Here is a 21,744-nt window from a genome sequence, read left to right as displayed (position 1 = left end):
GCTACGCGTCCCCCGCCGCGTCGCCGGTGATCTCGTCGATCCGACGGCGAAGTTCGTGTGCGATGTTCCCGGCGTTCGGCACCAGGACACCGAGAAGGACCTCTCGGGTCGCGGCCGCGGCGTCGGGATGAAGGGCCACCAGCGCGGCCAGATACGGGGAGCGGAGCGCGCTGCGGACGTCGTCGCCGCGCAGTGCGGCCACCGTTCCGGCGAGCACGGCGAGCACCGAGGACGTGTCGGTCGCGACGGCGAAGAACCCGTGTTCCGCGTGCGCGACGACCGCGAGGAAGTCGGCGACCCGATCCTCGGACCACCCCGCGTCCAGGCCGGGATGCCGACCGGCCCGATCGACGAGCGCCGTCGTCTCCACGACGTCGCCGTCCGGACAGAGCACGACGACGGACGAGCCCGGCGCGATCGCCACCGCGTCGCCCAACTGCTCGGCGGTCGCCTCGACCACGTAGGCGCGCACCGAGGGCGGCTCGTCGGGCGGAGCCACGTCCAGTCGTACGAGGAACCGTTCGAGGGCGGCCGAGTCGTCCACCGCACTCAGCGGGACACAGGCCGTTCCGACAAGTGGGTGCGGTTCGAGGGCCTCCGCCGTCGCCACGTCGTCGACGGTCGCGACGAGCAGGTCGGCGAACAGGGCCTCGGGATCTCGCCGGGGGCGCACGCCCAGGGTCAGCATCGTGGGCACGCTCCGAGTCTAGTTCGACGTCTTGCGCACCGGCGCGAGGGCTGGTTAGCTAACCCTTACCTAATTACTTCCACCCGAGGGGGCCGTCATGAACGGTGTCGTCACCACCACCGCGCCGTCCACCGCCGAGCGGGTGCGCAGCGTGTGTCTGCGTGCCGAGCACACCGTCCTGGCGGTGGAGGGCAGCGCACCCGTCGCCACGACCATGCACTTCCTGCGCTCGCCAGGCGAGATCGTCATGGTGGTGCCCGCGGACAGCACCGTGGGGGCCGTGTCCTTCCAGGCCGGCTCCGCGGGGATCCCCGCCGTGCTCGAACTGACCGACCACACTCCCCTGGACCTGCGCGAACCCGTGCGCTCGCTGGTCTGGCTCAGCGGTGAGCTGCGCCGCGTCCCGGACACCGCCGAGCGTGCGGTCGCCGCGGCGGTCGCCTCCCAGTACCCGCACGCCGGACTGCTCGACATCGGACACAGCGGCATCCTGCTGCGTCTGCTGCTCGAGTCCGTCGTCGTGGCCGATGCAACGGGGGCGGAGCCGGTGCCGGTACGCGACCTCATGAACGCCGATCCCGATCCGTTCTGGGAGGTCGAGGGAGGCTGGCTGCAGCACCTCGACAGCGACCACTCGGACATGGTCGAGCAGATCGCGCGGCGACTCCCACCGTCGTTGCGCATCGGTCGCGCCCGGCCGCTGAGCATCGACCGCTACGGCGTCGGGATCCGGGTGGAGGGGCAGGGCCAGGACCACGATGTGCGGGTGCCGTTCGCGAACCCCGTGTCCGACGTGACCGAGCTCGGTCGCGCGCTGCGCGTGCTCGCCGGATGCCCGTTCATGAACGGCCTGCGGGCGCGCGACCACCACTGACCACGACCCTCGAGACGGGTCACGGGCACAATCGACCGGGTGCATCCGGAGAAGACACCCACCACCGAGTCGCCACGGTCGATCCGGATCGAGATCGTCGTCGTCCTGCTGTTCACGTTCGGGCTCAGCGGACTGTCGAGCATTCTCTCTCTCGTCGAGAGCGCGCTCGAGCAGGGCGCCCTGTCGGACCAGACCGTGGCGATCAACGTGCCGCAGTCGACTCTCGGACCGATCGACTTCCTCCGTCAACTGATCGGCGTCGTCCGGCTCTGCGCATGGGGGGCACTCGGTCTGTACCTGTTGTGGCGCAGCGGAATCGGGCCACGCGCCATCGGCTTCGCACGTCCCCGCCTGCGCCCGCACGTGCTGCACAGCGTGGGGCTCGCCGCGATCATCGGCATCCCGGGCCTGCTGTTCTACCTCGTCGCCGTCGCACTGGATCTCAACGTCACGGTGCTGCCGAGCACCTTGAACGACGTGTGGTGGCGCCCGATCACGCTGACGCTCTCCGCGGTGGCCAACTCGGTCGCCGAGGAGGTCCTGGTGGTGGCGTGGCTGATCTCGCGGCTGCGCGCCCTCGGGTGGACCGACAACCGATCGCTGCTCGCGTCGGCCGTGTTGCGCGGGAGCTACCACCTCTACCAGGGCTTCGGGGCGGGCGTCGGCAACCTCGTCATGGGTCTGATCTTCGGCCGGTACTTCCAGCGCACCGGTCGACTGTGGCCCCTCGTGATCGCCCACGCCCTCATCGACATCGTGGCGTTCGTGGGGTTCGCCGCCCTGCGGGATCACGTTTCGTGGCTGCCGGGCTGACAGGTCGGCCGGTTAGAGTCGCCGGATGAGCCAGCAACCTCCGTACGACCCGCGGCGGCGACCGCCACCCCCTCGCCGTCCGGGTCCGGAGGAACCGCCGGTGGTGCGGCGACGGGCGGGCAGCCCTCCGGGGTGGGCCGACCAGACCCGTGTGCAGCGGGGTCCTCAGCAGCCACCACCCCGGCAGGATCCGCGGGCGTGGTCGGCGGTTCCCCCGGCGCGGGACGCGCCACGGCGTGACGATCGGTACCGGGACGACCGGCGACCGTACGACGACGGGCGTGGGCCGGCCGATCGAGGCCGCGCCCCTGCTCCCGCCCCGGTTCCGCCGCGCCAGGTGCCGCCCGAGCCGACGCGTCGACGCAGGCGGCCACGGTGGGGTCGCCGCATAGGCATCGCCCTGGTGGTGTTGCTCCTGCTCGTCGTCGGGGGCGCCGTCTGGGCGGACACGTCGCTGTCCCGAGTCGACGCGCTCGGGAACTACGAGGGTCGCCCGGGAGACACCCCGGGGACCAACTGGCTGCTCGTCGGATCGGACAGTCGTACCGGACTCACTCCCGAGCAGGAGGCCGAACTCGCGACCGGTGGGGACATCGGTGCGGGCCGGACCGACACGATCCTGCTGATTCACGTGCCGGCGAGCGGCCCGACCACGATGGTCAGCCTCCCGCGCGACTGGTACGTGCCGATTCCCGGCAACGGCACCGACAAGCTCAACGCCTCGTTCTCCCTCGGCGGCGCGCCGCTGCTGGTGCAGACCGTGGAGGGTGTGACGGGCCTGCGCATCGACCACTACGCCGAGGTGGGCTTCGGCGGGTTCGCCGACATGGTCGACGCGATCGGCGGGGTGGACATCTGCGTGCCCTACGACATCGTCGACCCCCTGGCAGGAATCGATCTGCGTGCGGGCTGCCAGGAGCTCTCGGGTCCGCAGGCGCTCGGCTTCGTCCGCAGCCGCGCGACGGCACTCGCCGACATCGATCGGATGAACAACCAACGACTTTTCCTGTCGTCGTTGCTCTCGAAGGCGACCAGCCCGACCACCTTCCTGAACCCGTTCCGGGCGGTGCCGCTGGTACGGGGGGTCGTGAAGTCGCTGCAGGTCGACGACGGCGACCACATCTGGAATCTGGCGTCCCTCGGCTGGGCGCTGCGCGGGGAGATGGTCACCACCACCATTCCCGTCTCCGGGTTCGAGGACGTCGACGGCTCGGGCAACGTCCTGCTGTCCGACCGCGAGCGGGCGTCCCGGTTCTTCGAGCTCCTGGCCACCGATCAGCAGCTGCCCCCCGACCTCGTCGGCGGCGGATGACGCGTCCCGACGGACACGCTCGACCCAGTACCGTGTGTCGTCATGAGCCTCGACGACGTGTCCGCTGCCTCCGACGCCCGGGATTCCGGGGTGTTCCACGACAGGGAGTCCAGCGCGTTCCACCTTCTCCTCCGTGAACAGGTGCGACACGAGTTCACCGCCTCGCAGCAGTACATCGCGATCGCGGTCCACTTCGACGGGGCGGATCTGCCGCAGCTCGCCGCGCGGTTCTACGCCCAGGCCGACGAGGAACGCGGCCACGCCATGATGATGATCCAGTACCTGCTGGACAACGACCTCGAGGTCCGGGTGCCCGGGGTCGACGACGTCGTGAACGCGTTCGGGTCGGTGCGCGAGCCGGTCGAGCTGGCGCTGCGGCAGGAGAAGAAGGTCACCGAGCAGATCACGACGCTGGCACGCACCGCCCGCGACACCGGCGACTACCTGGGCGAGCAGTTCATGCAGTGGTTCCTCGCCGAGCAGATCGAAGAGGTGGCGTCGATGACGACGCTGCTCACCATCGTCGACCGTGCCGGCGAGAACCTCTTCCACATCGAGGACTTCATCGCCCGCGAGATGACGAGCGAGTCCCGCGGCGGCGGCAACGCGCCGAGGGCCGCCGGGGGACTCGCCTGATCGTCAGCGCAGGGTGACCTGGCGGCTGCGCAGGCCGTCACGGGCGCGCCGCTGCTCGGAGGTGAGCTCGCTGGTGTCGGCCAGGGTCTCGTCGAGCCTGCGGCCGAGAGCCGCTGTGCCCGTTGCCCATTCGTCGGGATGAACCTCGGGATCGAGGTCGAAGACGGGCACGAGCAGGCCGCGGGTACGGAACGAGCCGGCGAAGCGCGATCCCTCCCCCACATGCAGTTCACCCACCGACTGCAAGCGAGCCAGCGCGATCATCAACTGATCCTCGTCCTCGGGGCGGACCCAGCGGATGTGCGCCTTGTCGCCGGCGTCGACCCACCAGGCCGCGGACACACCGTCGGCCGTGATGCGGGCGGACGGGAGGATCGCACCGTTGGCGCGCTCGATGGTGGCGTCGACCTCGGGGTCCGCTCCCGCGCCCTCCGGGATCCACCACCAGAAGTCCTTGTGGACGGTGATGTCCAGGGGCGACGTCGCGTCCACGAGTTCCGTGAGCGCGGGCGTCTCGGCGGACGGGTTCGACGCCGCCGTCGAGGTTCCGGGCGTCGCCGAGGAGGCCCACACGACGGAGGCGGCGAGGTCGGCCGACAGATCCTCCGAGAAGGTCTGGACCTGCATCGCGACGAACGCGTTCTTCTGCTCGTCGTCACGCACGAGTGCGGCGACGGCACCGGGGAGCACGGTCGCGAGGGTGAAGGGACGGTCGCTTCCCGTCACCGGGAGGGATGCCGACGCGGAGGCGACGAACTCGCGCATCGCCACGATGTCGCACTCGAAGGCGAGGCCCTCGAACGGCCGCACCGGCGCGGACGACAGCGCCTCACGCTCGGCTCTGCGCTGTTCCAGCAGCTCCGCGCGTCGACTGTCGGGCTTCGGTCCGCTGTTTCTCTTGCTCTTCTTACCCACGAGCGTCGAACCTACCGGGTGATGCTGTCGTCCAACCACGCGAGCGCCTGACCCGGATGATCGGTGGCGAGCCAGCGCACCCCGAGGTCGTGGCACAGATGCACGTCCTCCTCGGTGTTCACGGTCCAGCAGTACGTCGCTCGACCGGCCGCCGCGGCGTGATCGACCAGGTTCGGATGATCACGCAGCGTCTTGATCGAGGGCCCGACCGCCGTGGCGCCTACCGTGGTCGCGGCGCCGCCGCCGATGTAGCGCGACGCGGTGCCGAGCAGCACGGTCGGCAGCATCGGCGCCGATCGCCGCACCCGCCACACCGCCGACGGCGCGAACGACATCACGACGGCGCGGGACAGGGATGCCGACCCGGGTCGGCCGATGCCGAAGCGGTGCAGTTCCGCCAGCACGGCGTTCTCGATCAGGCCTCCGTAGCGCACCGGGTGCTTGGTCTCGATGAAAATCTTGGCGGGCTTCGCCTTCCACGCCATGACCATGTCGATGAGATCGCTCAGCAGCAGCACGTTCGCCGGATCGTCGGCTGTCCCGTAGTCGTGGCCGGACAGTGCCTCGTAGGTGAGGGCACTGACGATCCCGGTTCCCGACGACGTCCGGTCGATCCGTCGGTCGTGGACGCACACCACCCGGCCGTCGCGCGTGAGCCGCACGTCGCACTCGACGCCGTCGGCCCCCTCGCGCAGCGCCTGTTCGTACGCCACCAGTGTGTGTTCCGGCCGCGTTCCCGACGAGCCTCGATGCGCGACGACGAGGGGTGTGGCCTCGTGTGCGGAGTAGATCATCGGACGTCGGCGAGCTGGTCGGGTGCGGTGTCCTCCGGGGCCGGGGTCGTGTCGGACACGGGGGTGGTCGGCAGGACCGTCCATCGCGTGAGGGTGCGGGTGTCGCCGCGCACGGTGCGGCCGTCGGCTCGGCGGATCACGGTGAGCGTGAGGGCGGCCACCCCCGCGGCGACCAGGTCGGTGATCGCGGTGAGGACCACACCGTTCGCCTGCGCCTGGATGCCGTCGACGGTGCGCCACGCGACAGTTGCCGCGATCAGCAGCCAGTTGCCGACCCAGGCCGCCCACCACCACGGCACCAGACGCTCGAGTCGGAGCCGGTGCTCGCTCGTGCGGGCCAGCTCCGTGAGGAAGACCCCGGGCAACAGCAGGGTGACGATCGGCAGCAGCGATCCGAGGTACAGGGTTCGCGTGCGCCGCGGATCGGTGAGTCCGTGACGGGCGTAGGCGCTGCGGCGCAACCGGACCACGCGGGCGACCGTCGCCACCGCGGCGACCAGACCGACTCCGAGGGACAGGAACGACAGGCACCACACGGCGGCGTCCGACAGTGCGAGGACCGCGGCGGGCATCAGTCGGTCGCGACTGACGAGCAGCACGACGTACCGGGCCAGCTCGGCGACAGCCGCCGCGACGAACAGGGCGCCGGTCGCCGTGAGCAGGGAGGTCGAGCGCCGGGCCAGCCGGTCCGTGGCGCTCCCCGGCGCACTCGGGTGCGGGCGCGGCGCGATCGGCAGACCCCAGGTGGGCATGACGTCGTAACGGGGGGTGGGGGTCGGCACCCGGCGGACACGGCGCCGCGGCGCGGATCCGGGCGCGGTGGCCACCCAGCGGAAGTTACGACGGACGGCCATCGGCGACTGCCCGACCGGGGCAGTCGACTGCCCGACCGGCACCGGGGAGAGCAGGACCCCGTGGCAGACGGGACACCACTGCCGCGGCGACGGCCCCACGTCGATGCGCCGTGTGCAGCGCGCACAGATCTGGAACCAGGCCACCGGCCGAGGAGCGGTCACAGCGTCAGTACACGGTGGCCGGGCGACCGGCGTCGTCGACGACCGGGAGGCCGGCCTGCTGCCACGCCACCATGCCGCCGTCCACGTTCACCGCGTCGACTCCCGCGTGCTGCAGGTACTCGACGACGCGGGCCGAACGCCCACCCTGGCGGCACACCACGTAGAGGGTGCCGTCAACGCTGATGTCGGCCATCCGCGACGGGACGTCGCCCATCGGGACGTGCAGCGCGCCGGGAGCGTGCCCGGCGGTCCACTCGTCGTCCTCACGGACGTCGAGCAGGGCGGCGCTGGGACCGGGCTCCGGGACGTCGGAGACGGACACGGACGGTACGGATCCGAAGCTCACGCACTCGATCCTGTCACGCCCCTCGCCCCGGTGCCACCGTCGACTACCAGTCGTTCTCGAACCGCCCGCTCTCGAACCGTCGTGCGCCGCGGGCCACCACCCACGTGGTCCCCACCTTCGCCGCGGGCAGGGTGCCCGCCGCGATCTGCGCGAGCACGGCCTGTCGGGAGATCGCCCGCTCCGCCGCCACCTCGGACACCGACGACCACCCGTCGGTGGGCGGCAGTCCGGAGACCGACTCGTGGTCTCGTGCCGAGCGGACGGACAGCGACACGAGGTCGCGACCGCCGACGAGATCTCGCAGCAGAGCCGAGGCGAGGGTGACGGCCTGCGGCAGGCCGTCGGCCGAGAGTGTGACCACCAAGCGCGCGCGGCCGAGATGGCTCCGGGTGAGGCGTCCGCGAAACGGCGCGACCGCCGAGGCCAGGGAGTCGATCTCCGCGGCGTGCAGGTCGTCGAGCGCGGCGGACAATTCGGCCTCGGCGGTGAAGTCCATGGGGAGCAGTATTGTCGATCGGCACCTTCTGCCTGCTTTGCGGGTTGCTGATCGACAATCACCATCCCCATCATCCACAGAAACATCCACAGAAACGGGACTCGATCCCGTTTCCTCCGCGTGTGTCGCACCCACGGTCGCTCCCCGACTCCGGCACGCCCTTCTACTGTCGAACCATGGACCTCAGAATTTTCACCGAACCGCAGCAGGGCGCGACCTACGACGACCTGGTCCGCGTGGCGCGCGCCGCCGAGGACTTCGGGTACGACGCCTTCTTCCGCTCCGACCACTACCTGGCGATGAGCACGGACGGCCTCCCCGGACCAACGGACGCCTGGATCACGCTGGCCGGCATCGCTCGCGAGACCTCCACGATCCGCCTCGGCACCCTCGTCACCTCGGCCACCTTCCGGTACCCGGGTCCCCTGGCGATCTCGGTCGCGCAGGTCGACGCGATGAGCGCCGGCCGCGTCGAACTGGGGCTCGGAGCAGGCTGGTACGCAGAGGAGCACGCGGCGTACGCGATCCCGTTCCCGTCGGTGGGCACGCGCTTCGATCGCTTCGAGGAGACCCTCGCGATCGTCACCGGTCTGTGGGGCACTCCCGCGGGTGAGACGTTCTCGTACCAGGGCGACCACTTCACCGTGACCGAGTCACCCGCTCTGCCGAAGCCGGTGCAGAGTCCGCCGCCCATCATCATCGGCGGCATGGGGAAGAAGCGGACGCCGGAACTCGCCGCGCGTCACGCGACGGAGTTCAATCTCCCGTTCGCGGACACCGACGCGACGGCGACACAGTTCGACCGGGTGCGCGCAGCGTGCTCGGACATCGGCCGTGATCCGTCGTCGATGACGTTCTCCAACGCGCTGGTGCTGTGCTGCGGCACCACGGAGGACGAGATCGCCCGCCGCGCCGCCGCGATCGGACGGGACGTGGAGGAGCTCCGGGCGAACGGCGCGGCAGGGACGCCTGCCGAGATCGTCGACAAGCTCGGAACGTACGCCGAGCTCGGATCGACCCGGTTCTACCTGCAGATGCTGGACCTGTCCGATCTCGACCACATCGAGCTGGTCGCCGCCGAGGTGATGCGTCAGCTGGCCTGAGGGCCGGAGGTCGGGTCACTCGAGGTCGGCTCGTTCGCGGTCGGGGCAGGCGTCCGCGGATGCCCCGACCAGTGGCGGGCGATCCACCGTGCCGCCGGCGTCTCGACGTAGCGGTACACGAGATCCGAGAGCACACCGGTGATCAGCGCGAAGACGAGCACCGCGACGGTCGCACCGAGATGCGGCTCGACGAGCGAGTAGATGCGGTAGAGCACCAGGGTGTGGACCAGATAGATCGTGTAGCTGCGCGTCGCGAGCCAGTGGATCACGCGCGAGCGGCCGAACGCGGTGTCGGTGGGAGCCACCAGCACCACCGCGACGACGAGCACCAGCACCGTCCACAGGTGACCCTGCTGACCGACGTGGAAGGCGTCCACCGTCGTCGCGAACCGGATGACGGCGAACTGGGCGAGACCCGCGAGAAGAAGGGACCGCCACGACGCCAGCCGGGCGAACGCGAGGTACACGATCTGGCCCAGGAAGACGGTGGGCAACGTCGCCGCGACCTTGTCGACCATGGGGATCGTGTACTCGTACGGCACCAGATCGGTGTAGAGCAGGATCAGCCAGCACACGACCGCGCCGACGACCGGAACCAGCACGGGGCGGGACGCGAGCACCCGGCGCATGCTCACCGCGTACACGTAGAAGACCCCCTGGACCACGAGCGTCCAGGTGACCCCGAGGACCACGACCTCCGGGCGCACGAAGAAGCCGCCGAGCACGAAGCTCATGGCGGCCTCGGCGTTGCTGATGCCCACGGTCTGCGAGAACATCCCGTTCACCCCGAGGCGGACCAGGACGATCGCGGCGAGGACCGACAGCCAGAACACCGGGAGCAGCCGCGCTGCCCGCCCCACGAGGAAGGCGCGCGGCGAGTTGCGGACGACGGACGCGGTCGCGACCAGTCCGGTGAGGATCATGAAGAACGCGACGCCCACGAACGAGAGATGGTGGTTCAGACCGCCGTGCTCGACGAACACGAGGGTGACGACGTCGATGAGCCACCACGGTGTTCCGAGATCGTCGACCAGGAAGTACGAGACGTGCGAGTACACGACGGTCAGGACCGCCAGCGCACGCAGGATGTCGACTCCGCCGAACCGGATCCGCGGCGGATCGGCCGCCGTACGGACGGAGACCACCCCACCGTCCGAGTCGGGCGTCGAGGAGGTCATCACCCTCGATCTTAAGGTTCCGTTCACCTGTCGGTCGAGTTCGCCCACGTCATCGCTGCGCGCGGGCAAGGGGACCACGGTCCGCATCGGCGTGTCTGCGCTGCACTCCGACTGCGTCGAACTCTTGCGCGAGGTGTACGAATGACGTTGGCTGGGTAACGCCAGCAGTCAGCTACAACAGATGCAAGAGAAGGGAAACACGTGTCCGAGTACACACTGCCCGACCTCGACTACGACTATGCAGCTCTCGAGCCCCACATCTCCGGGGAGATCAACGAGCTGCATCACTCCAAGCACCACGCCACCTACGTCGCCGGCGTGAACACCGCACTGGAGAAGCTGGCCGACGCCCGTGACAAGGACGATCACGGCTCGATCTTCCTGCAGGAGAAGAACCTCGCGTTCCACCTCGGTGGCCACGTGAACCACTCCATCTGGTGGAAGAACCTCTCCCCCAACGGTGGAGACAAGCCCGAGGGCGAGCTCGCGGCCGCACTGGACGACCACTTCGGCTCGTTCGACAAGTTCCGCGCGCAGTTCACCGCCGCGGCCAACGGTCTGCAGGGCTCCGGCTGGGCAGTGCTCGGCTACGACACGCTGGGCAAGAAGCTCCTCACGTTCCAGCTGTACGACCAGCAGGCGAACGTGCCGCTCGGCATCATTCCCCTGCTGCAGGTCGACATGTGGGAGCACGCCTTCTACCTGCAGTACAAGAACGTCAAGGCCGACTACGTGAAGGCGTTCTGGAACGTCGTCAACTGGGCCGACGTGCAGCAGCGCTTCGCCGCAGCCACGTCGCAGACCTCGGGTCTCATCTTCCCGTAGTCCCGCCGCACAGTCGCACCGCGAATGCCGCGTCCCACGAGGGCGCGGCATTCGTCGTCTCACCGGCCACATCTGGCACTCGTGACCACTTGTGTGCCAGCGCGATGGTGGTGTTCTCTTCCTCTACCCGACGTTGTGTGCCGATGGTCCGCGCACGTTCCGCGCAGGCCGTCCCGCTCGATGCCGGCCAGTGCGAGGAGAACGTCATGACCAGTCCCGATCGTCGCATCATCGGTGTGGCCCCGTTCCACGCCTCGGGAACCCTGCGCGGCTTCGTCATCTCCGGCCGGTGGCCCGACACGACGAAGGAATGGGCGCAGCTTCTCGCCTTCACGGTGCGGGTCGCGTCGACCCCCGGCCTGCTGGACACCAGCACCGTCTTCTGTGTCCGCGAGGAACTGCCCGACGACCCGCACGAGGGGACCGTGGGCATCGTGGTGTCCGAGGGCCCCGTCATCGGGGACCACGCGGTGACCCCGGAGCGCTTCGCGCTGCATCAGCCGGCCGCGCTGATGATGCTGCATCCGCCGTCGGAGACGATGCCGACGCTGCCGGAGTGCGCCGGGGCCGCGTCGGGGTGCGTGCTGTTGCCGGGTCTGCCGCACCTCGGGCTGGACCATCGCGCCGCCTGGGTCGAGGCCGAGGCGGACGGCACCGTGACGTCGATGATCAGCCGTGTGGGCCTTGATCCCATCAGCCATCCCGATACGGCCGTCCTCGCGATGTTGCTCGCTGCATGACACGACAAATTTCGGGTAGCCGAACAGGTTTGTCGAAGTTGCAGAAGCCTGACCAGGGCTTTAGCCTGGAGATCAGCGAAGGGGAGTAGCCCCCGATCATCCAGTCGACATACTGGCGCGCACCGGTTCGCCGGGGCGCTCCCGGCTCGGTGAACCGAGCTTCCACACACGTGGCAGCAGGTGGGCGAAACCTTTCGTCGACCGGCCGGCCTCCGGCCTTCCCGCACCGGTCCCGATGACCGCACGGTGCACTGCACCGAGCGTCGGCCAGGTTCTCCCCTCGTGTCGGTCGACGCGCCCTGTCCTGGAGGTTCGACGTGCTCGCCGCCCTGCTGCTCAGCTTCGGAGTCATCTTCGTCGCCGAACTCGGCGACAAATCCCAGCTGATGGCCATGACGTTCGCCCTGAAGTACCGCTGGTGGGTCGTCATCGGCGGCATCACGGTCGCCACGACGCTCGTCCACCTCGTCTCCGTCGCCGTGGGCCACTACCTCGGTGTCGCGTTGCCCACGCACCTGATCGGCATCGTCGGCGGCGTCGCGTTCCTGGTCTTCGGCCTGTGGACGCTACGCGGCGATTCGCTCGACGACGAGGAGAAGACGAAGGCCGACCGGGTGACGAAGTCCGCCTTCATCGCCGTCGCGTCCGCCTTCTTCCTCGCCGAGCTCGGCGACAAGACGATGTTGGCCACCGTCACGCTCGCCTCCGACAAAGACTGGGTCGGCGTGTGGATCGGCTCGACGCTGGGCATGGTCGCCGCCGACGCTCTGGCCATCGTCATCGGCGCGACCCTGGGCAAGCACCTGCCCGAGCGGCTCATCACCCTCGGTGCCGCGACCCTGTTCTTCGTCTTCGGCGTGTGGCTGATCCTCGAGGGGCTGCTTCCCGGCACACCCGTCGGACTGATCGCCGCGGCCGTGGTCCTCGCCCTCGGTATCGCGGCGACGAGCTGGACTCTCACCCGTCCGACGGCAGACCGGCATTCCGACGATGAAGTGACCGCATCTCCGCGCTGACCTCCGGTACGGGCCCCCGCACCCGGATCCGCGGCGCCACGTCGCCAATGGGCAGCGCGGCGACAGGGCCCGGCTCCAGACCCCACTCCGACCGCCACGCAGTGAGCTGAGCACTCGTCACCGCGACGACGATGTCGCCGAGCCCCACCCACGCGTGCGCCGCCGAACACATCGGGCAGTGCTCCCCCGACGTGTACACCGTGGTCCGGGCGCGCTCGTCGCTCGTCAGGTTCCGCACGGACCACTCCACGATCGTGAACTCGGGATGGCGCGTGGAGTCCCCGCCGCCCACGCGATTGCGGTCCTCGAAGAGCACCCGACCGTCCGCGTCGACCAGCACCGACCCGAACGGCTCGTCACCGGCGTCGAGTGCCTCGCGCGCGAGCGCGACACAACGCCGGACATGGACCTCGTCTGCCGAACCGGGGAACGTCATGTCCCGAGTCTGCACCCACCGACTAGGGTTCGTTTCAGTGAGCGGCCGGTAACCGAGTCGGCCGTCCGACGAGAGGACACGGCAGTGGAGATCGCGGGAACAGCGGCATTGGTCACCGGCGGCGCATCGGGGCTCGGCGCGGCCACGGCGAAGCGGTTCGCCGACAACGGCGTCACCGTCTTCGGCCTCGACCTGCAGCAGTCCATCGACAAGGCCGGTGACTCCGTACCGGACGGCGTGACGCTCATCGCCGCCGACGTCACCAGCGACGAGGAGGTACGGGCCGCCCTCGCACAGATCGGCGATGCCGGCGTCCCGCTGCGCATCGTCGTGAACTGCGCAGGCGTGGGCTGGGCGGGACGCATCCTGTCCAAGAAGGGCGTGCACGATCTCGAGCTCTTCCGCACGGTCATCACCATCAACCTGCTCGGCACCTTCAACGTCATGCGTCTGGCGGCCGATCACATGCAGACGCTGCCGACCGTCGACGAGGCCGGACAGCGCGGCGTCATCATCAACACCGCGTCGGTGGCCGCGTTCGAGGGCCAGATCGGTCAGATCGCCTACTCCGCGTCCAAGGGCGGCGTGCACGGCATGACCGTCCCCGCGGCGCGCGACCTCGCCCAGGTGGGCATCCGCGTCAACACCATCGCCCCCGGCATCGTCGACACCCCGATGCTCGCCGGCGTCACCCCGGAGTACCGCGCCGGCCTCGAGGCGGGCGTCCCGTTCCCGTCCCGACTCGCTCAGCCCACCGAGTACGCGCAGCTCGCACAGATGATCGTCGAGCACGACTACCTCAACGGCGAGACCATCCGCATGGACGGCGCACTCCGGATGGCACCGCGGTAACTGCTCGAAAAAAAGTTTTTCGTCACCACCCATCCACACCGGGTACTGGGACGAATCACATCTCGAGACGCTCGTCGTCGCTGCCAACCCCCGACTGGTAGCGATGGCGAGCGTTTCACTTCGTTACAGAGGAAATCCCGCCGAGCTCGTCCGCAGTCGGAATCTCCCGCGCGGCCGCCCCGTCCATCCAGACCCGCAGCGCGCGGGTGGCCTGCACGTCGTCCTCGTTGTACTCGAGCAACCGCGTGCGTTGCGACGCGTCGACGTCTCCGTCGTATCCCACCGCGCGGCGGTACCAGGCCATCGACGCCTCGCCGCCCGCCTCGTCGTCCCGCCAGTGGAAGCCCGCGACCGGTGCGACCTTCTTGAGGCCCTTGCCCGACGGACACACGAAGTTCTGGGACACCGCGATGTAGATGTCGACCCAGTCCGGCCCGTCGATGAACTCCCGCACCTCGGCCTCGGTGGGGACACCGGGCATGCCGGCGAACCGCCGCGCGGATCCCAGCAGCCATTTGTCCTCGGCGGCGCGCGAGTAGCAGTAGGCCGCGAACGTCAGGCCCTCCGCGTGCGCGTCCGCACGCACGCCCTGCATCCAGGACCAGAACTCGCCGAACGAGCGCGCCTCGTCCATCGTGGGGACCGGTTCCCACGTCACGAAGGCGCGGTACTGCGGCTCGGCACCGTCCCGCCGGTCGAGGAGCGTTCCCCACATGTAGGCGCCGTGCTCCTGGTAGCTCTCCATGTCGACGTCCACCTCGACGTCCGCCCGCTGGACCGTCACGGTGTCGCGGCGCCGGACGAGCGGCAGGTCGGCGATCCATGCACGGGCGATGACGACCGTCTCGTCGAAGTCGCCGTGCGGCCACTCGTCGGGCACGCCGCCCGTCCAGTCCGCCAGGTCGTCGATGGTGACGATGCCCGCGGACCGCAGGGCGTCCGCTCGCGACCCCGCCGCCACCAGCGAGACGTCCCGCGTGCGCCGCAGGGTCTCCCCGCACTCGGACCACCACGGACAGGACCGACATTCCGACACCTTCGACGGCGACGTGACGACCGAGCCCGACGCGATGGCCAGTCGGTCACCGAAGCGCGTGTCGTACTCCGCCTCGACCGCCGTCAGATCGTGCACGAGCATCACCTCGGCACCGAAGCCGATGACACCGGCTCGCGCCGACGCACCGGCCTGACCGATGCGGCCCAGGAGCCGATGCACGTGCACGGCCGCCAACTGGTCCCGTAACTGCGGTCGCACCTTGCGCGTGGGATCGAGAGCGGGGGCCCACGACGTGAACGGCGTGGTCACCGCGCCGCTTCCCGGATCGGTGACCTTGTGGTTGACCACCAGTACCGGGATGTACCCGCCGTCCGGATCGCGCACCAGCATGTCGCACCGGCCACGCCGACCGGCGTCCTCGTCGTCGGGGAAGGTCGCGTTCCAGATGCGCTCGACACCGGACTCGCACGCCGCGCGGGTGGCGCGGACCTGCATCGAGCGGGACATCGACGGGGAGATCACCACCCACGACTGCGGATCCGCGGCGACCAGGGTGTCTCGGATCTCGGCTCGGTACGCGGCGGCCGCCTCCCGGCGCATCTGCACCCCCGCGTCCTCCGCGGTGTCGACGAGCAGAGAGCGGTAGGCGGTGTCGAGATACACGCGGTGGCGGCACCGGGTGAGCGACGACGCGTCGATCAGCACGGAGGGGCCGGACGCCGGAGCGGGGGGCGGCACGACGTGGGACATTCTCGCAGCGTAGATCCACGGGCCGACACCTCACGCGGATGCAGCGCACCCGGAGCGGACCGATAGGCTGGCGGCAGGCATTCAGGCGCTCGTCGGTCACCCGGTCGGAGCGTTCTGGCGACGTAGTCGGACACGATAGGGGCACGTACACCATGGCTCTGCGCAAGAAGCGTTCTCGCCGTGCGACCCGGAAGGCCGAGGCCAAGGCCCTGCGCCACAAGGCGGGCCTCGAGGCGAAGTACACCGCCCGGAACGAGCGCAAGCATCTGAAGAAGCTGGCGAAGAACGACGCCAAGGCGCTGACCAGCCAACAGAAGGTGGATCAGGCGCACATCAGGACCCTGGCCGCACGGGAGAAGGCCGCGCGCGAAGGCAAGATCAACGCGGCGAAGGTGCGCAAGTACGTCGGCATCGGTCGCGTCCTGGCCCCCGTCCTCGTGCCGATCGCGTACCGCGCGGCGACCCTCCTGCGGGGTCAGCTCGACCAGTACCGGGCCGGCCGCATCGGCGTCGACGTGAAGGAGCTCGGCCAGTACACCGGACACGGTGCGAAGCTCAGCGCTCGCATCGTCGGTGCCGAGCGCTCCGTCGCCGAGGTCGCCGCGTCGCACCAGGACGCCGAGACGGGCGCCTTCGCCGACGCGATCCGGTCGCGCCTGACCGAGCTCACCACCGCGGTGCACGCCGCCGAGCAGATGCCGCCGTCGCGCCGCAAGCTGGCTCACGGCGCCATCTCCGACGAGCTCGACGGCATCGAGGCCGACATCCTCGCGCGCCTCGGCGTGCGCTGATCCCTGCCTGAGTCGACGATGGGGACCGAGCGCACGCGCGTGTGGCGTGGTGGTGCCGTGGGAGCACTCACGGCCACGCTCGCCGTCGCCGCGCACGGTGTCGGCGGTGGTGGCGTGCCCACCTCGTCCGCTCTCTCCCTGCTGCTCGCCGTCGCGATCGGTGCGGGCGTGCTCGCCGCCGGTGTCGGGACCGCCCGGACCGGCCCCCTCCCGATCCTCCTGTGGCTCGTGGGAGGACAGGTCGTCGCGCACGAAGCACTGGCCGCCGTCGCGGAACACGCCCACCCGCTCGACGCGTCGATGCTCGCGGCGCACGCCGTCGCCGTCGGTGTCGGCGCAGTCCTGGTCGCCTCGTCGGAGCGGCTGTTCGCCGCGATCACGTCGGTGCTGCGCGCACCGCGGCTCACGTTCTCACCGCCGCGTCGCCCCCGACCCGTCACCGCCACCGCGCCGCTCGATCGGCCGGTTCCCGTACCCGTTCTGTCCGCCGTCTCCAGGAGAGGACCACCGCAGGTGCTCGTGCAGCCACTCACACCGCGGTACTCCCTCACCTGAACGGAAGACATCTGTCATGACCAGCTTCTCCACGCGTGCCCTGGGCACGAGTGTCCTCACCGCCGCCGCCCTCCTCGCCTCCGCAGGACTGGCGTCCGCCCACGTCGTCGTGTCCGCTCCGGACGCGGCACAGGGTGGATACGGCGTTCTCACCTTCCGGGTGCCGACCGAGTCGGAGGCGGCGTCCACCACCTCCGTCACCGTCCAGCTGCCCGGCCTCACCTCGGCCCGCACGCAGCCCATGCCCGGCTGGACGGCCGTCGTCGAACGCTCGGCGGACGAACTGGCCACCTCGGTCACCTGGACGGCGGATCCCGGCAACCCCGGTGTCGGGCCCGGACAGTTCGAGCAGTTCCAGCTCTCGGCCGGCCCCCTGCCGGAGGAGGAGAGCGTGTCCTTCCCGGCCCGCCAGACCTACAGTGACGGCGAGGTCGTGAACTGGGACCAGCCGACACCGGAGGACGGTACCGAGCCCGAACTGCCGGCTCCCACACTGGAACTCGCCGCGAGCAGCGGCGATCATCACAGCAGCCCCACGGTGTCGTCAGCGTCCTCGACCACCGAGGCCGCCGCGTCGTCGTCCGACACCACGGCCCGGTGGCTCGGCGGGATCGGGCTGGTTCTCGGAGCACTCGGTGCCGCACTCGGGATCGGCGCCACGGTACGGAGTCGACGCTCGTGAGACGGTTCCTCGCTCTGCTGCTCGCCCTCGCCGCGGCGCTGCTGCTCGGCACCTCGACGGCGTCCGCGCACTCGGTGGTGGTGTCCAGCTCCCCCGAGAACGAGAGTTCCGTCGATCAGGGTCCGGCGGAGGCGACGGTGACGTTCAACGAGGCAGTGCAGTCGCAGTTCGCCTCGCTGACCGTCGTCGGTCCCGACGGCAACCTCTGGTCCGACGGTGACCCGCGGGTGTCGGGTTCCACCGTCGCGGTGGACCTCCGAGAGCTCGGGCCGACGGGCACATACACCATCGCGTTCCGCGTCACGTCAGCCGACGGCCACCCCGTGAGCGGTACGCGGACATTCGAGCTGACGACGGCCGGCACCGGGACCCCCGGTCCCGCGGCCGACACCGGCGCGTCCTCGACCGAGTCGGGGGGCGGTGTGCCGCTCTGGCCGTTCCTGGTCGCCGCCGCGGTGGTGTTCCTCGGCGGTCTCGCGTTCGCTCTGCGGAAGAAGAACTGAGTCGTGGCCGGAACGACGACGGCGCGGTGGTCACCGCTCGCCGTCGTTCCGGCTGCACTGCTCGGAGTGATCGCCGCTCTCGTACTGGCGCCCTCCGACCTTCCGCTCGACTCCCTCGTGCGGACCGGTGCCGACGTCGCCGGTGCCGTGGTGCTCGGGTTCGGTCTGCTGATCCTGTGGGCCCGCGATTCCCGGCACGTCGACGACCACCTCGCGTGGCGCGGCGCCCTCGTCGCGGCCGCGTGCTGGGCAGTCTCCGAGGTCACGCTGCTGGTGCTGGGGGCGGCGCGGTCCGATGCCGTCAGCGCCACCGCGGTGTCGCTCGGCACGTTCACCGACTACGTCCAGAACATCGCGAACGGCCGGATCGGCTCCGCGGTCGTGGTCGTCGCGCTCGCGATGGCCGTGCTGGCGGCCACTGCCCTCCGCACCGATCTGGAAGTCTCCGGCATCGTCGTCGTCGTACCCACCGCCGTCGCCCTCATCGCTCGCCCGATGACCGGCCACATGGCGCAGCAAGCCGTCGGCGCGCTGCTCGTCGCCGTGCACGTCGTGACGGCATCGGTGTGGCTCGGGCTGCTGGTCGCGATGGCGGTGACCCTGCGGTCACGGACCGCCTGGGCGGATCTGCTCCCGCGCTACTCGGCGGCCGCGCTGTGGTGTGTGGTCGCCGTCGCCGTCACCGGTGTCGTCAACGCCGCCGTGCGGCTCAGCTCGGTGACCGCCCTGGTCGACACCGACTACGGGCGGCTGATCCTGCTCAAGTCGGTCCTGCTGGTCGCCCTGGTGATCGGCGGGTGGTGGCGACGGCGCACGTGGGTGAGCGTCATCGGTGCCCACACCACGCACGCCACGGTCTCGACGCGGCGTGCCGTCGTCGAGACCGCGGCGATGGCCGTGGCGTTCGGCGTGGCCGCCGCACTGGCGACCACGGCCTGATCACGCGGGCAGCGGGTCCGCGCTGGGCAGCAACCGGACGAGCACGTCCGACATGGTGATGACACCGACCACCGCACCGCCGTCGCGCACCACCGCGAGATGGTTGCGGGTCTCCCGCATCTCCGCGAGCGCGACGTACACGGGCGCGGCGGCGTCGAGCTCGAAGGCCGGTCGCACGAAGTCGTCCACCGAGCGGGAGTCCTCCGCCTGCAACGTGTCCCGCACGTGGACCAGACCGATCACGTCGGCGCCGTCTCGCACCAGGATGCGCAGATGGCCCGTGCGCAGCGACGCCGCCCGCACGTCGGCGACCGTCGCCGTCGTCGCCACCGCGGTGGGCTCGGAATCGATGCGCACGAGGTCCGCCACCGTGAGCTTCTGCAGTTCCAGCGCACTCGAGAGCTGATCCGAGTAGCCCTTGTCCAGCGATCCGACACTCACCGAGTGCGCGACCAGCTGCTCGAGATCGTCCGGGTTCTGGCCCGACATCACCTGATCGGCCGGCTCCACACCGGCCCGGCGCAGCAGTGCATTCGCCATCCCGTTGAGCGACACCAGGATCGGGCGGGTGAAGAACATGAAGACACGCATCGGGATCGCGAGCATCGTCGCCGACTTCTCGGGATGCGCGATGGCCCACGACTTCGGCGCCATCTCGCCGACGACCAGGTGCAGGAAGGTCACGATGATCAGGGCCAGGACGAAGCCGAGCACGTCGGATGCCCAGTAGGGCAGACCGAGTGACTCGAACAGCGGCCGGAGCCAGTAGTGCACGGCGGGCTTGGTGAACGCACCGAGTGCCAACGTGCACAACGTGATACCCAGCTGCGAGCCGGCGAGCAGCACCGTCAGCTCGGTGGAGCTGCGGAGCGCGGCGCGCGCCGACCGCGAATCGGCCGCCGCGTCCTCGAGCCGGTGCCGCTTGGCGGCGAGGAGCGCGAACTCGACGGCGACGAAGAAGGCGCTGAGCGCGATCAGGCCGACGGTGACGACGAGGAACACCAGGGGGTTGCTCACAGCGCATCCTCCGTCTCACTCATGGCCGGGACGTCGTCGGAAGTGCGCTCCACGACCTCGAGCGTGACCGACGACGGCACGTGGTTGTCGATCTCCTGAATCCTCATGACGAGGAACCGTCGGGGCGGTTCGGCGTCGGTCGCGAGGTCACCGGGGTCGATGGGCAGCTCCAGTTCGATGACGTCGCAGACCTCGGGAAGCGATCCGTGGACGCTTATGGCCAGTCCGGCGATGGTCTCGATGTCACCCTCCGGAAGTTCGCGGTCCAGAGCACGTTCCACCTCGTCGAGGTGGACGTCGCCGGCCACCGTCCACACACCGTCGTCGCCGGGCACGGGTTCCGCGCCGTCGGCGTCGTCGTGCTCGTCGGTGATCTCGCCGACGAGCTCCTCGGCCAGGTCCTCGATGGTGACGACACCGGTGAAGGAGCCGTATTCGTCGATGACGCAGGCGAGTTGGTTCTTCGACGCGCGAAGCTCCCCCATGGCGTCGGGGAGCATCTGGGTCTCGGGGAGCACCAGTGCGTCGCGGGACAGCACGGCGACCGGTGTGTCGCCGGGCAGGTCGGTGGCGAGCACGTCGCGCAGGTGCACGACGCCCTCGATCGAGTCGTCGGCATGGAGCACCGGATACCGCGAGTGCTCGACGCTCATGAGGGCGCGCACCTCGGCGATGGTGGAGTCGGAGCGCACCGTCGCCACCTTCGCGCGGGGGATCATCGCGTGACCCGTGGTCTGGGTGGGGAAGTCGAGGATGCGGTCGAGCAGTGTGGACAGCTCCTCGGGCAGGTCACCGGTGCCCCGGCTCTCGGCCACGATGTGTTCGAGGTCGCGCGGGGTCGCCGAGTGCTCAACGTCGTGGACCGGCTCGATCTTCAGCGCCTTCAGCAGCGCGTTGGACGAGGCGTCGAAGATACGGATGAGCCAGCCGAACAACTTGAGGTAGATCGTCGTCGACAGCGAGAGCCATCGCGCGACGGGTTCGGGGCGGGCGATGGCGAAGTTCTTGGGGAACAGCTCGCCGAAGAGCATCTGCACGAACGTCGACACCACCAGCGCCGTCACCGCACCGACGGCGAGTCCGACACCGCTCGGAATGCCGACGCCGCCGAGCAGAGTCCCGAGGGACTGTCCGATGAGCGGCTCGGCGAAGTTACCGACGAGCAGGCCGGTGACGGTGATGCCCAACTGAGCGCCCGAGAGCATGAAGGACGTGCGCTTCGTGACGGCCAGGGTGCGCGCGGCGACGGTGTCACCCGCTTTCGAGCGCGCTTCGAGCCTCGACCGGTCCACGGTCATGTAGGCGAATTCCTGGGCCACGAAATAGCCTGTGCCGGCGGTGATTCCGACGACGACGACGATACCGAGGAGAAGCGTCAACAACTCGCTCATGTGCCGGTCACCGCCCTGGTCGCATCGGTCGATACGAGGGGGGCCATGACCGGCCCGGGTTTGTCGCTGTCCATTCGTC

General features: G+C 69.8%; 25 protein-coding genes. 14 read left to right on the top strand and 11 right to left on the bottom strand.

Going from position 1 to position 21,744, the window contains the following annotated elements; all coding sequences use genetic code 11:
• Nucleotide 1 precedes the first annotated feature (1 nt).
• Entirely contained in the window at nucleotides 2-697 is a 696-nt protein-coding gene (locus tag HQ308_RS21245; protein WP_222647817.1) for a hypothetical protein, read from the bottom strand.
• Between the two features lie 88 nt (nucleotides 698-785).
• On the opposite strand from HQ308_RS21245, the gene HQ308_RS21240 reads away from it, so the two are divergent.
• Genes HQ308_RS21240 through HQ308_RS21225 form a run of 4 tightly spaced genes read left to right on the top strand, consistent with a single transcriptional unit; the run spans nucleotide 786 to nucleotide 4,323 of the window.
• Entirely contained in the window at nucleotides 786-1,562 is a 777-nt protein-coding gene (locus HQ308_RS21240) for a DUF2470 domain-containing protein (RefSeq protein ID WP_027507320.1), read from the top strand.
• Nucleotides 1,563-1,592: 30 nt separating this feature from the next.
• Nucleotides 1,593-2,375: a CPBP family intramembrane glutamic endopeptidase gene (locus HQ308_RS21235; protein WP_222647829.1), complete on the top strand. Its 783-nt coding sequence runs from the start codon at nucleotides 1,593-1,595 to the stop codon at nucleotides 2,373-2,375.
• A 25-nt stretch (nucleotides 2,376-2,400) separates the two neighbouring features.
• Nucleotides 2,401-3,687, top strand: a complete 1,287-nt coding sequence (locus HQ308_RS21230; RefSeq protein WP_222647815.1) for an LCP family protein — start codon at nucleotides 2,401-2,403, stop codon at nucleotides 3,685-3,687.
• A 42-nt stretch (nucleotides 3,688-3,729) separates the two neighbouring features.
• On the top strand, nucleotides 3,730-4,323 hold the full coding sequence (locus HQ308_RS21225; protein ID WP_081821499.1) for a ferritin: 594 nt from the start codon (nucleotides 3,730-3,732) through the stop codon (nucleotides 4,321-4,323).
• 3 nt (nucleotides 4,324-4,326) lie between these two features.
• On the opposite strand, the gene HQ308_RS21220 is transcribed toward HQ308_RS21225, so the two are convergent.
• From HQ308_RS21220 to HQ308_RS22810, 5 genes are read right to left on the bottom strand one after another with little or no spacing between them, the layout of a single operon-like run.
• Nucleotides 4,327-5,238, bottom strand: a complete 912-nt coding sequence (locus tag HQ308_RS21220) for a DUF5926 family protein (protein WP_222647813.1) — start codon at nucleotides 5,236-5,238, stop codon at nucleotides 4,327-4,329.
• Nucleotides 5,239-5,249: 11 nt separating this feature from the next.
• A complete protein-coding gene (locus HQ308_RS21215) occupies nucleotides 5,250-6,032 on the bottom strand; it encodes a glycerophosphodiester phosphodiesterase family protein (protein ID WP_204869492.1) in 783 nt (260 codons plus the stop codon).
• Nucleotides 6,029-7,048: a DUF4328 domain-containing protein gene (locus tag HQ308_RS23055; protein ID WP_222647811.1), complete on the bottom strand. Its 1,020-nt coding sequence runs from the start codon at nucleotides 7,046-7,048 to the stop codon at nucleotides 6,029-6,031. The genes HQ308_RS21215 and HQ308_RS23055 overlap by 4 nt, the downstream gene beginning before the upstream one ends.
• Nucleotides 7,049-7,052: 4 nt before the next feature.
• Nucleotides 7,053-7,394 carry a rhodanese-like domain-containing protein gene (locus tag HQ308_RS22815; RefSeq protein WP_204869490.1) on the bottom strand — a complete coding sequence of 114 codons (342 nt, stop codon included), beginning with the start codon at nucleotides 7,392-7,394 and terminating at the stop codon, nucleotides 7,053-7,055.
• 43 nt (nucleotides 7,395-7,437) lie between these two features.
• Nucleotides 7,438-7,890 (bottom strand): hypothetical protein, encoded by a 453-nt coding sequence (locus HQ308_RS22810; RefSeq protein WP_261776415.1) that lies wholly within the window; start codon nucleotides 7,888-7,890, stop codon nucleotides 7,438-7,440.
• Nucleotides 7,891-8,066: 176 nt separating this feature from the next.
• On the opposite strand from HQ308_RS22810, the gene HQ308_RS21200 reads away from it, so the two are divergent.
• Complete coding sequence (locus tag HQ308_RS21200) at nucleotides 8,067-8,993, top strand: LLM class F420-dependent oxidoreductase (protein ID WP_222647808.1); 927 nt, start codon at nucleotides 8,067-8,069, stop codon at nucleotides 8,991-8,993.
• Here the strand turns inward: HQ308_RS21200 and HQ308_RS21195 are convergent.
• Entirely contained in the window at nucleotides 8,981-10,171 is a 1,191-nt protein-coding gene (locus HQ308_RS21195; protein WP_261776414.1) for an acyltransferase, read from the bottom strand. The genes HQ308_RS21200 and HQ308_RS21195 overlap by 13 nt on opposite strands.
• A gap of 201 nt (nucleotides 10,172-10,372) precedes the next feature.
• On the opposite strand from HQ308_RS21195, the gene HQ308_RS21190 reads away from it, so the two are divergent.
• From HQ308_RS21190 to HQ308_RS21180, 3 genes are all read left to right on the top strand, one after another.
• Nucleotides 10,373-10,996, top strand: coding sequence for a superoxide dismutase (locus tag HQ308_RS21190; protein ID WP_027507329.1), 624 nt, complete (start codon nucleotides 10,373-10,375; stop codon nucleotides 10,994-10,996).
• 206 nt (nucleotides 10,997-11,202) lie between these two features.
• Entirely contained in the window at nucleotides 11,203-11,736 is a 534-nt protein-coding gene (locus tag HQ308_RS21185; protein WP_027507330.1) for a hypothetical protein, read from the top strand.
• Between the two features lie 317 nt (nucleotides 11,737-12,053).
• Nucleotides 12,054-12,752, top strand: coding sequence for a TMEM165/GDT1 family protein (locus tag HQ308_RS21180; protein WP_222647806.1), 699 nt, complete (start codon nucleotides 12,054-12,056; stop codon nucleotides 12,750-12,752).
• Here HQ308_RS21180 and HQ308_RS21175 read toward each other — a convergent pair.
• A complete protein-coding gene (locus tag HQ308_RS21175) occupies nucleotides 12,694-13,188 on the bottom strand; it encodes a nucleoside deaminase (protein WP_222647804.1) in 495 nt (164 codons plus the stop codon). The genes HQ308_RS21180 and HQ308_RS21175 overlap by 59 nt on opposite strands.
• 84 nt (nucleotides 13,189-13,272) lie before the next feature.
• Here HQ308_RS21175 and HQ308_RS21170 point away from each other — a divergent pair, with 84 nt between their 5' ends.
• Complete coding sequence (locus HQ308_RS21170) at nucleotides 13,273-14,040, top strand: SDR family NAD(P)-dependent oxidoreductase (RefSeq protein WP_056440773.1); 768 nt, start codon at nucleotides 13,273-13,275, stop codon at nucleotides 14,038-14,040.
• A 115-nt stretch (nucleotides 14,041-14,155) separates the two neighbouring features.
• On the opposite strand, the gene HQ308_RS21165 is transcribed toward HQ308_RS21170, so the two are convergent.
• On the bottom strand, nucleotides 14,156-15,787 hold the full coding sequence (locus HQ308_RS21165) for a TM0106 family RecB-like putative nuclease (protein WP_222647802.1): 1,632 nt from the start codon (nucleotides 15,785-15,787) through the stop codon (nucleotides 14,156-14,158).
• Nucleotides 15,788-15,939: 152 nt separating this feature from the next.
• On the opposite strand from HQ308_RS21165, the gene HQ308_RS21160 reads away from it, so the two are divergent.
• The 5 genes from HQ308_RS21160 to HQ308_RS23050 are packed head-to-tail and all read left to right on the top strand — an operon-like array spanning nucleotide 15,940 to nucleotide 19,257.
• Nucleotides 15,940-16,578, top strand: a complete 639-nt coding sequence (locus tag HQ308_RS21160; protein WP_027505892.1) for a DUF6474 family protein — start codon at nucleotides 15,940-15,942, stop codon at nucleotides 16,576-16,578.
• A 57-nt stretch (nucleotides 16,579-16,635) separates the two neighbouring features.
• The gene (locus HQ308_RS21155) at nucleotides 16,636-17,133 is read left to right on the top strand and encodes a hypothetical protein (RefSeq protein WP_222641339.1); all 498 of its coding nucleotides are present in this window, start codon (nucleotides 16,636-16,638) and stop codon (nucleotides 17,131-17,133) included.
• 16 nt (nucleotides 17,134-17,149) lie between these two features.
• Nucleotides 17,150-17,815, top strand: coding sequence for a YcnI family protein (locus HQ308_RS21150; RefSeq protein WP_027505893.1), 666 nt, complete (start codon nucleotides 17,150-17,152; stop codon nucleotides 17,813-17,815).
• Nucleotides 17,812-18,318, top strand: a complete 507-nt coding sequence (locus HQ308_RS21145; protein ID WP_222647800.1) for a copper resistance CopC family protein — start codon at nucleotides 17,812-17,814, stop codon at nucleotides 18,316-18,318. The genes HQ308_RS21150 and HQ308_RS21145 overlap by 4 nt, the downstream gene beginning before the upstream one ends.
• Before the next feature lie 3 nt (nucleotides 18,319-18,321).
• Nucleotides 18,322-19,257 (top strand): CopD family protein, encoded by a 936-nt coding sequence (locus HQ308_RS23050; RefSeq protein ID WP_222647798.1) that lies wholly within the window; start codon nucleotides 18,322-18,324, stop codon nucleotides 19,255-19,257.
• Here the strand turns inward: HQ308_RS23050 and HQ308_RS21135 are convergent, their stop codons facing one another.
• Together HQ308_RS21135 and HQ308_RS21130 are read right to left on the bottom strand one after the other, a co-directional pair.
• Complete coding sequence (locus tag HQ308_RS21135) at nucleotides 19,258-20,274, bottom strand: CNNM domain-containing protein (RefSeq protein ID WP_027505896.1); 1,017 nt, start codon at nucleotides 20,272-20,274, stop codon at nucleotides 19,258-19,260.
• Nucleotides 20,271-21,665: a hemolysin family protein gene (locus tag HQ308_RS21130; protein WP_222647797.1), complete on the bottom strand. Its 1,395-nt coding sequence runs from the start codon at nucleotides 21,663-21,665 to the stop codon at nucleotides 20,271-20,273. The genes HQ308_RS21135 and HQ308_RS21130 overlap by 4 nt, the downstream gene beginning before the upstream one ends.
• Nucleotides 21,666-21,744 lie beyond the last annotated feature (79 nt).

The organism is Rhodococcus sp. BP-241, from assembly GCF_019836145.1.
In the GTDB taxonomy this organism is placed as follows: domain Bacteria; phylum Actinomycetota; class Actinomycetes; order Mycobacteriales; family Mycobacteriaceae; genus Rhodococcoides.
Note: the sequence above shows the minus strand (reverse complement) of the source record. Positions and strands in the feature narration are given on the sequence as shown.

Coding starts and splice junctions, on each gene's coding strand:
- HQ308_RS21240 (WP_027507320.1), top strand. CDS start 786: ATGAACGGTGTCGTCACCACCACCGCGCCGTCCACCGCCGAGCGGGTG.
- HQ308_RS21230 (WP_222647815.1), top strand. CDS start 2,401: ATGAGCCAGCAACCTCCGTACGACCCGCGGCGGCGACCGCCACCCCCT.
- HQ308_RS21225 (WP_081821499.1), top strand. CDS start 3,730: ATGAGCCTCGACGACGTGTCCGCTGCCTCCGACGCCCGGGATTCCGGG.
- HQ308_RS21215 (WP_204869492.1), bottom strand. CDS start 6,032: ATGATCTACTCCGCACACGAGGCCACACCCCTCGTCGTCGCGCATCGA.
- HQ308_RS22810 (WP_261776415.1), bottom strand. CDS start 7,890: ATGGACTTCACCGCCGAGGCCGAATTGTCCGCCGCGCTCGACGACCTG.
- HQ308_RS21200 (WP_222647808.1), top strand. CDS start 8,067: ATGGACCTCAGAATTTTCACCGAACCGCAGCAGGGCGCGACCTACGAC.
- HQ308_RS21195 (WP_261776414.1), bottom strand. CDS start 10,171: ATGACCTCCTCGACGCCCGACTCGGACGGTGGGGTGGTCTCCGTCCGT.
- HQ308_RS21185 (WP_027507330.1), top strand. CDS start 11,203: ATGACCAGTCCCGATCGTCGCATCATCGGTGTGGCCCCGTTCCACGCC.
- HQ308_RS21175 (WP_222647804.1), bottom strand. CDS start 13,188: ATGACGTTCCCCGGTTCGGCAGACGAGGTCCATGTCCGGCGTTGTGTC.
- HQ308_RS21165 (WP_222647802.1), bottom strand. CDS start 15,787: ATGTCCCACGTCGTGCCGCCCCCCGCTCCGGCGTCCGGCCCCTCCGTG.
- HQ308_RS21160 (WP_027505892.1), top strand. CDS start 15,940: ATGGCTCTGCGCAAGAAGCGTTCTCGCCGTGCGACCCGGAAGGCCGAG.
- HQ308_RS21150 (WP_027505893.1), top strand. CDS start 17,150: ATGACCAGCTTCTCCACGCGTGCCCTGGGCACGAGTGTCCTCACCGCC.
- HQ308_RS21130 (WP_222647797.1), bottom strand. CDS start 21,665: ATGAGCGAGTTGTTGACGCTTCTCCTCGGTATCGTCGTCGTCGTCGGA.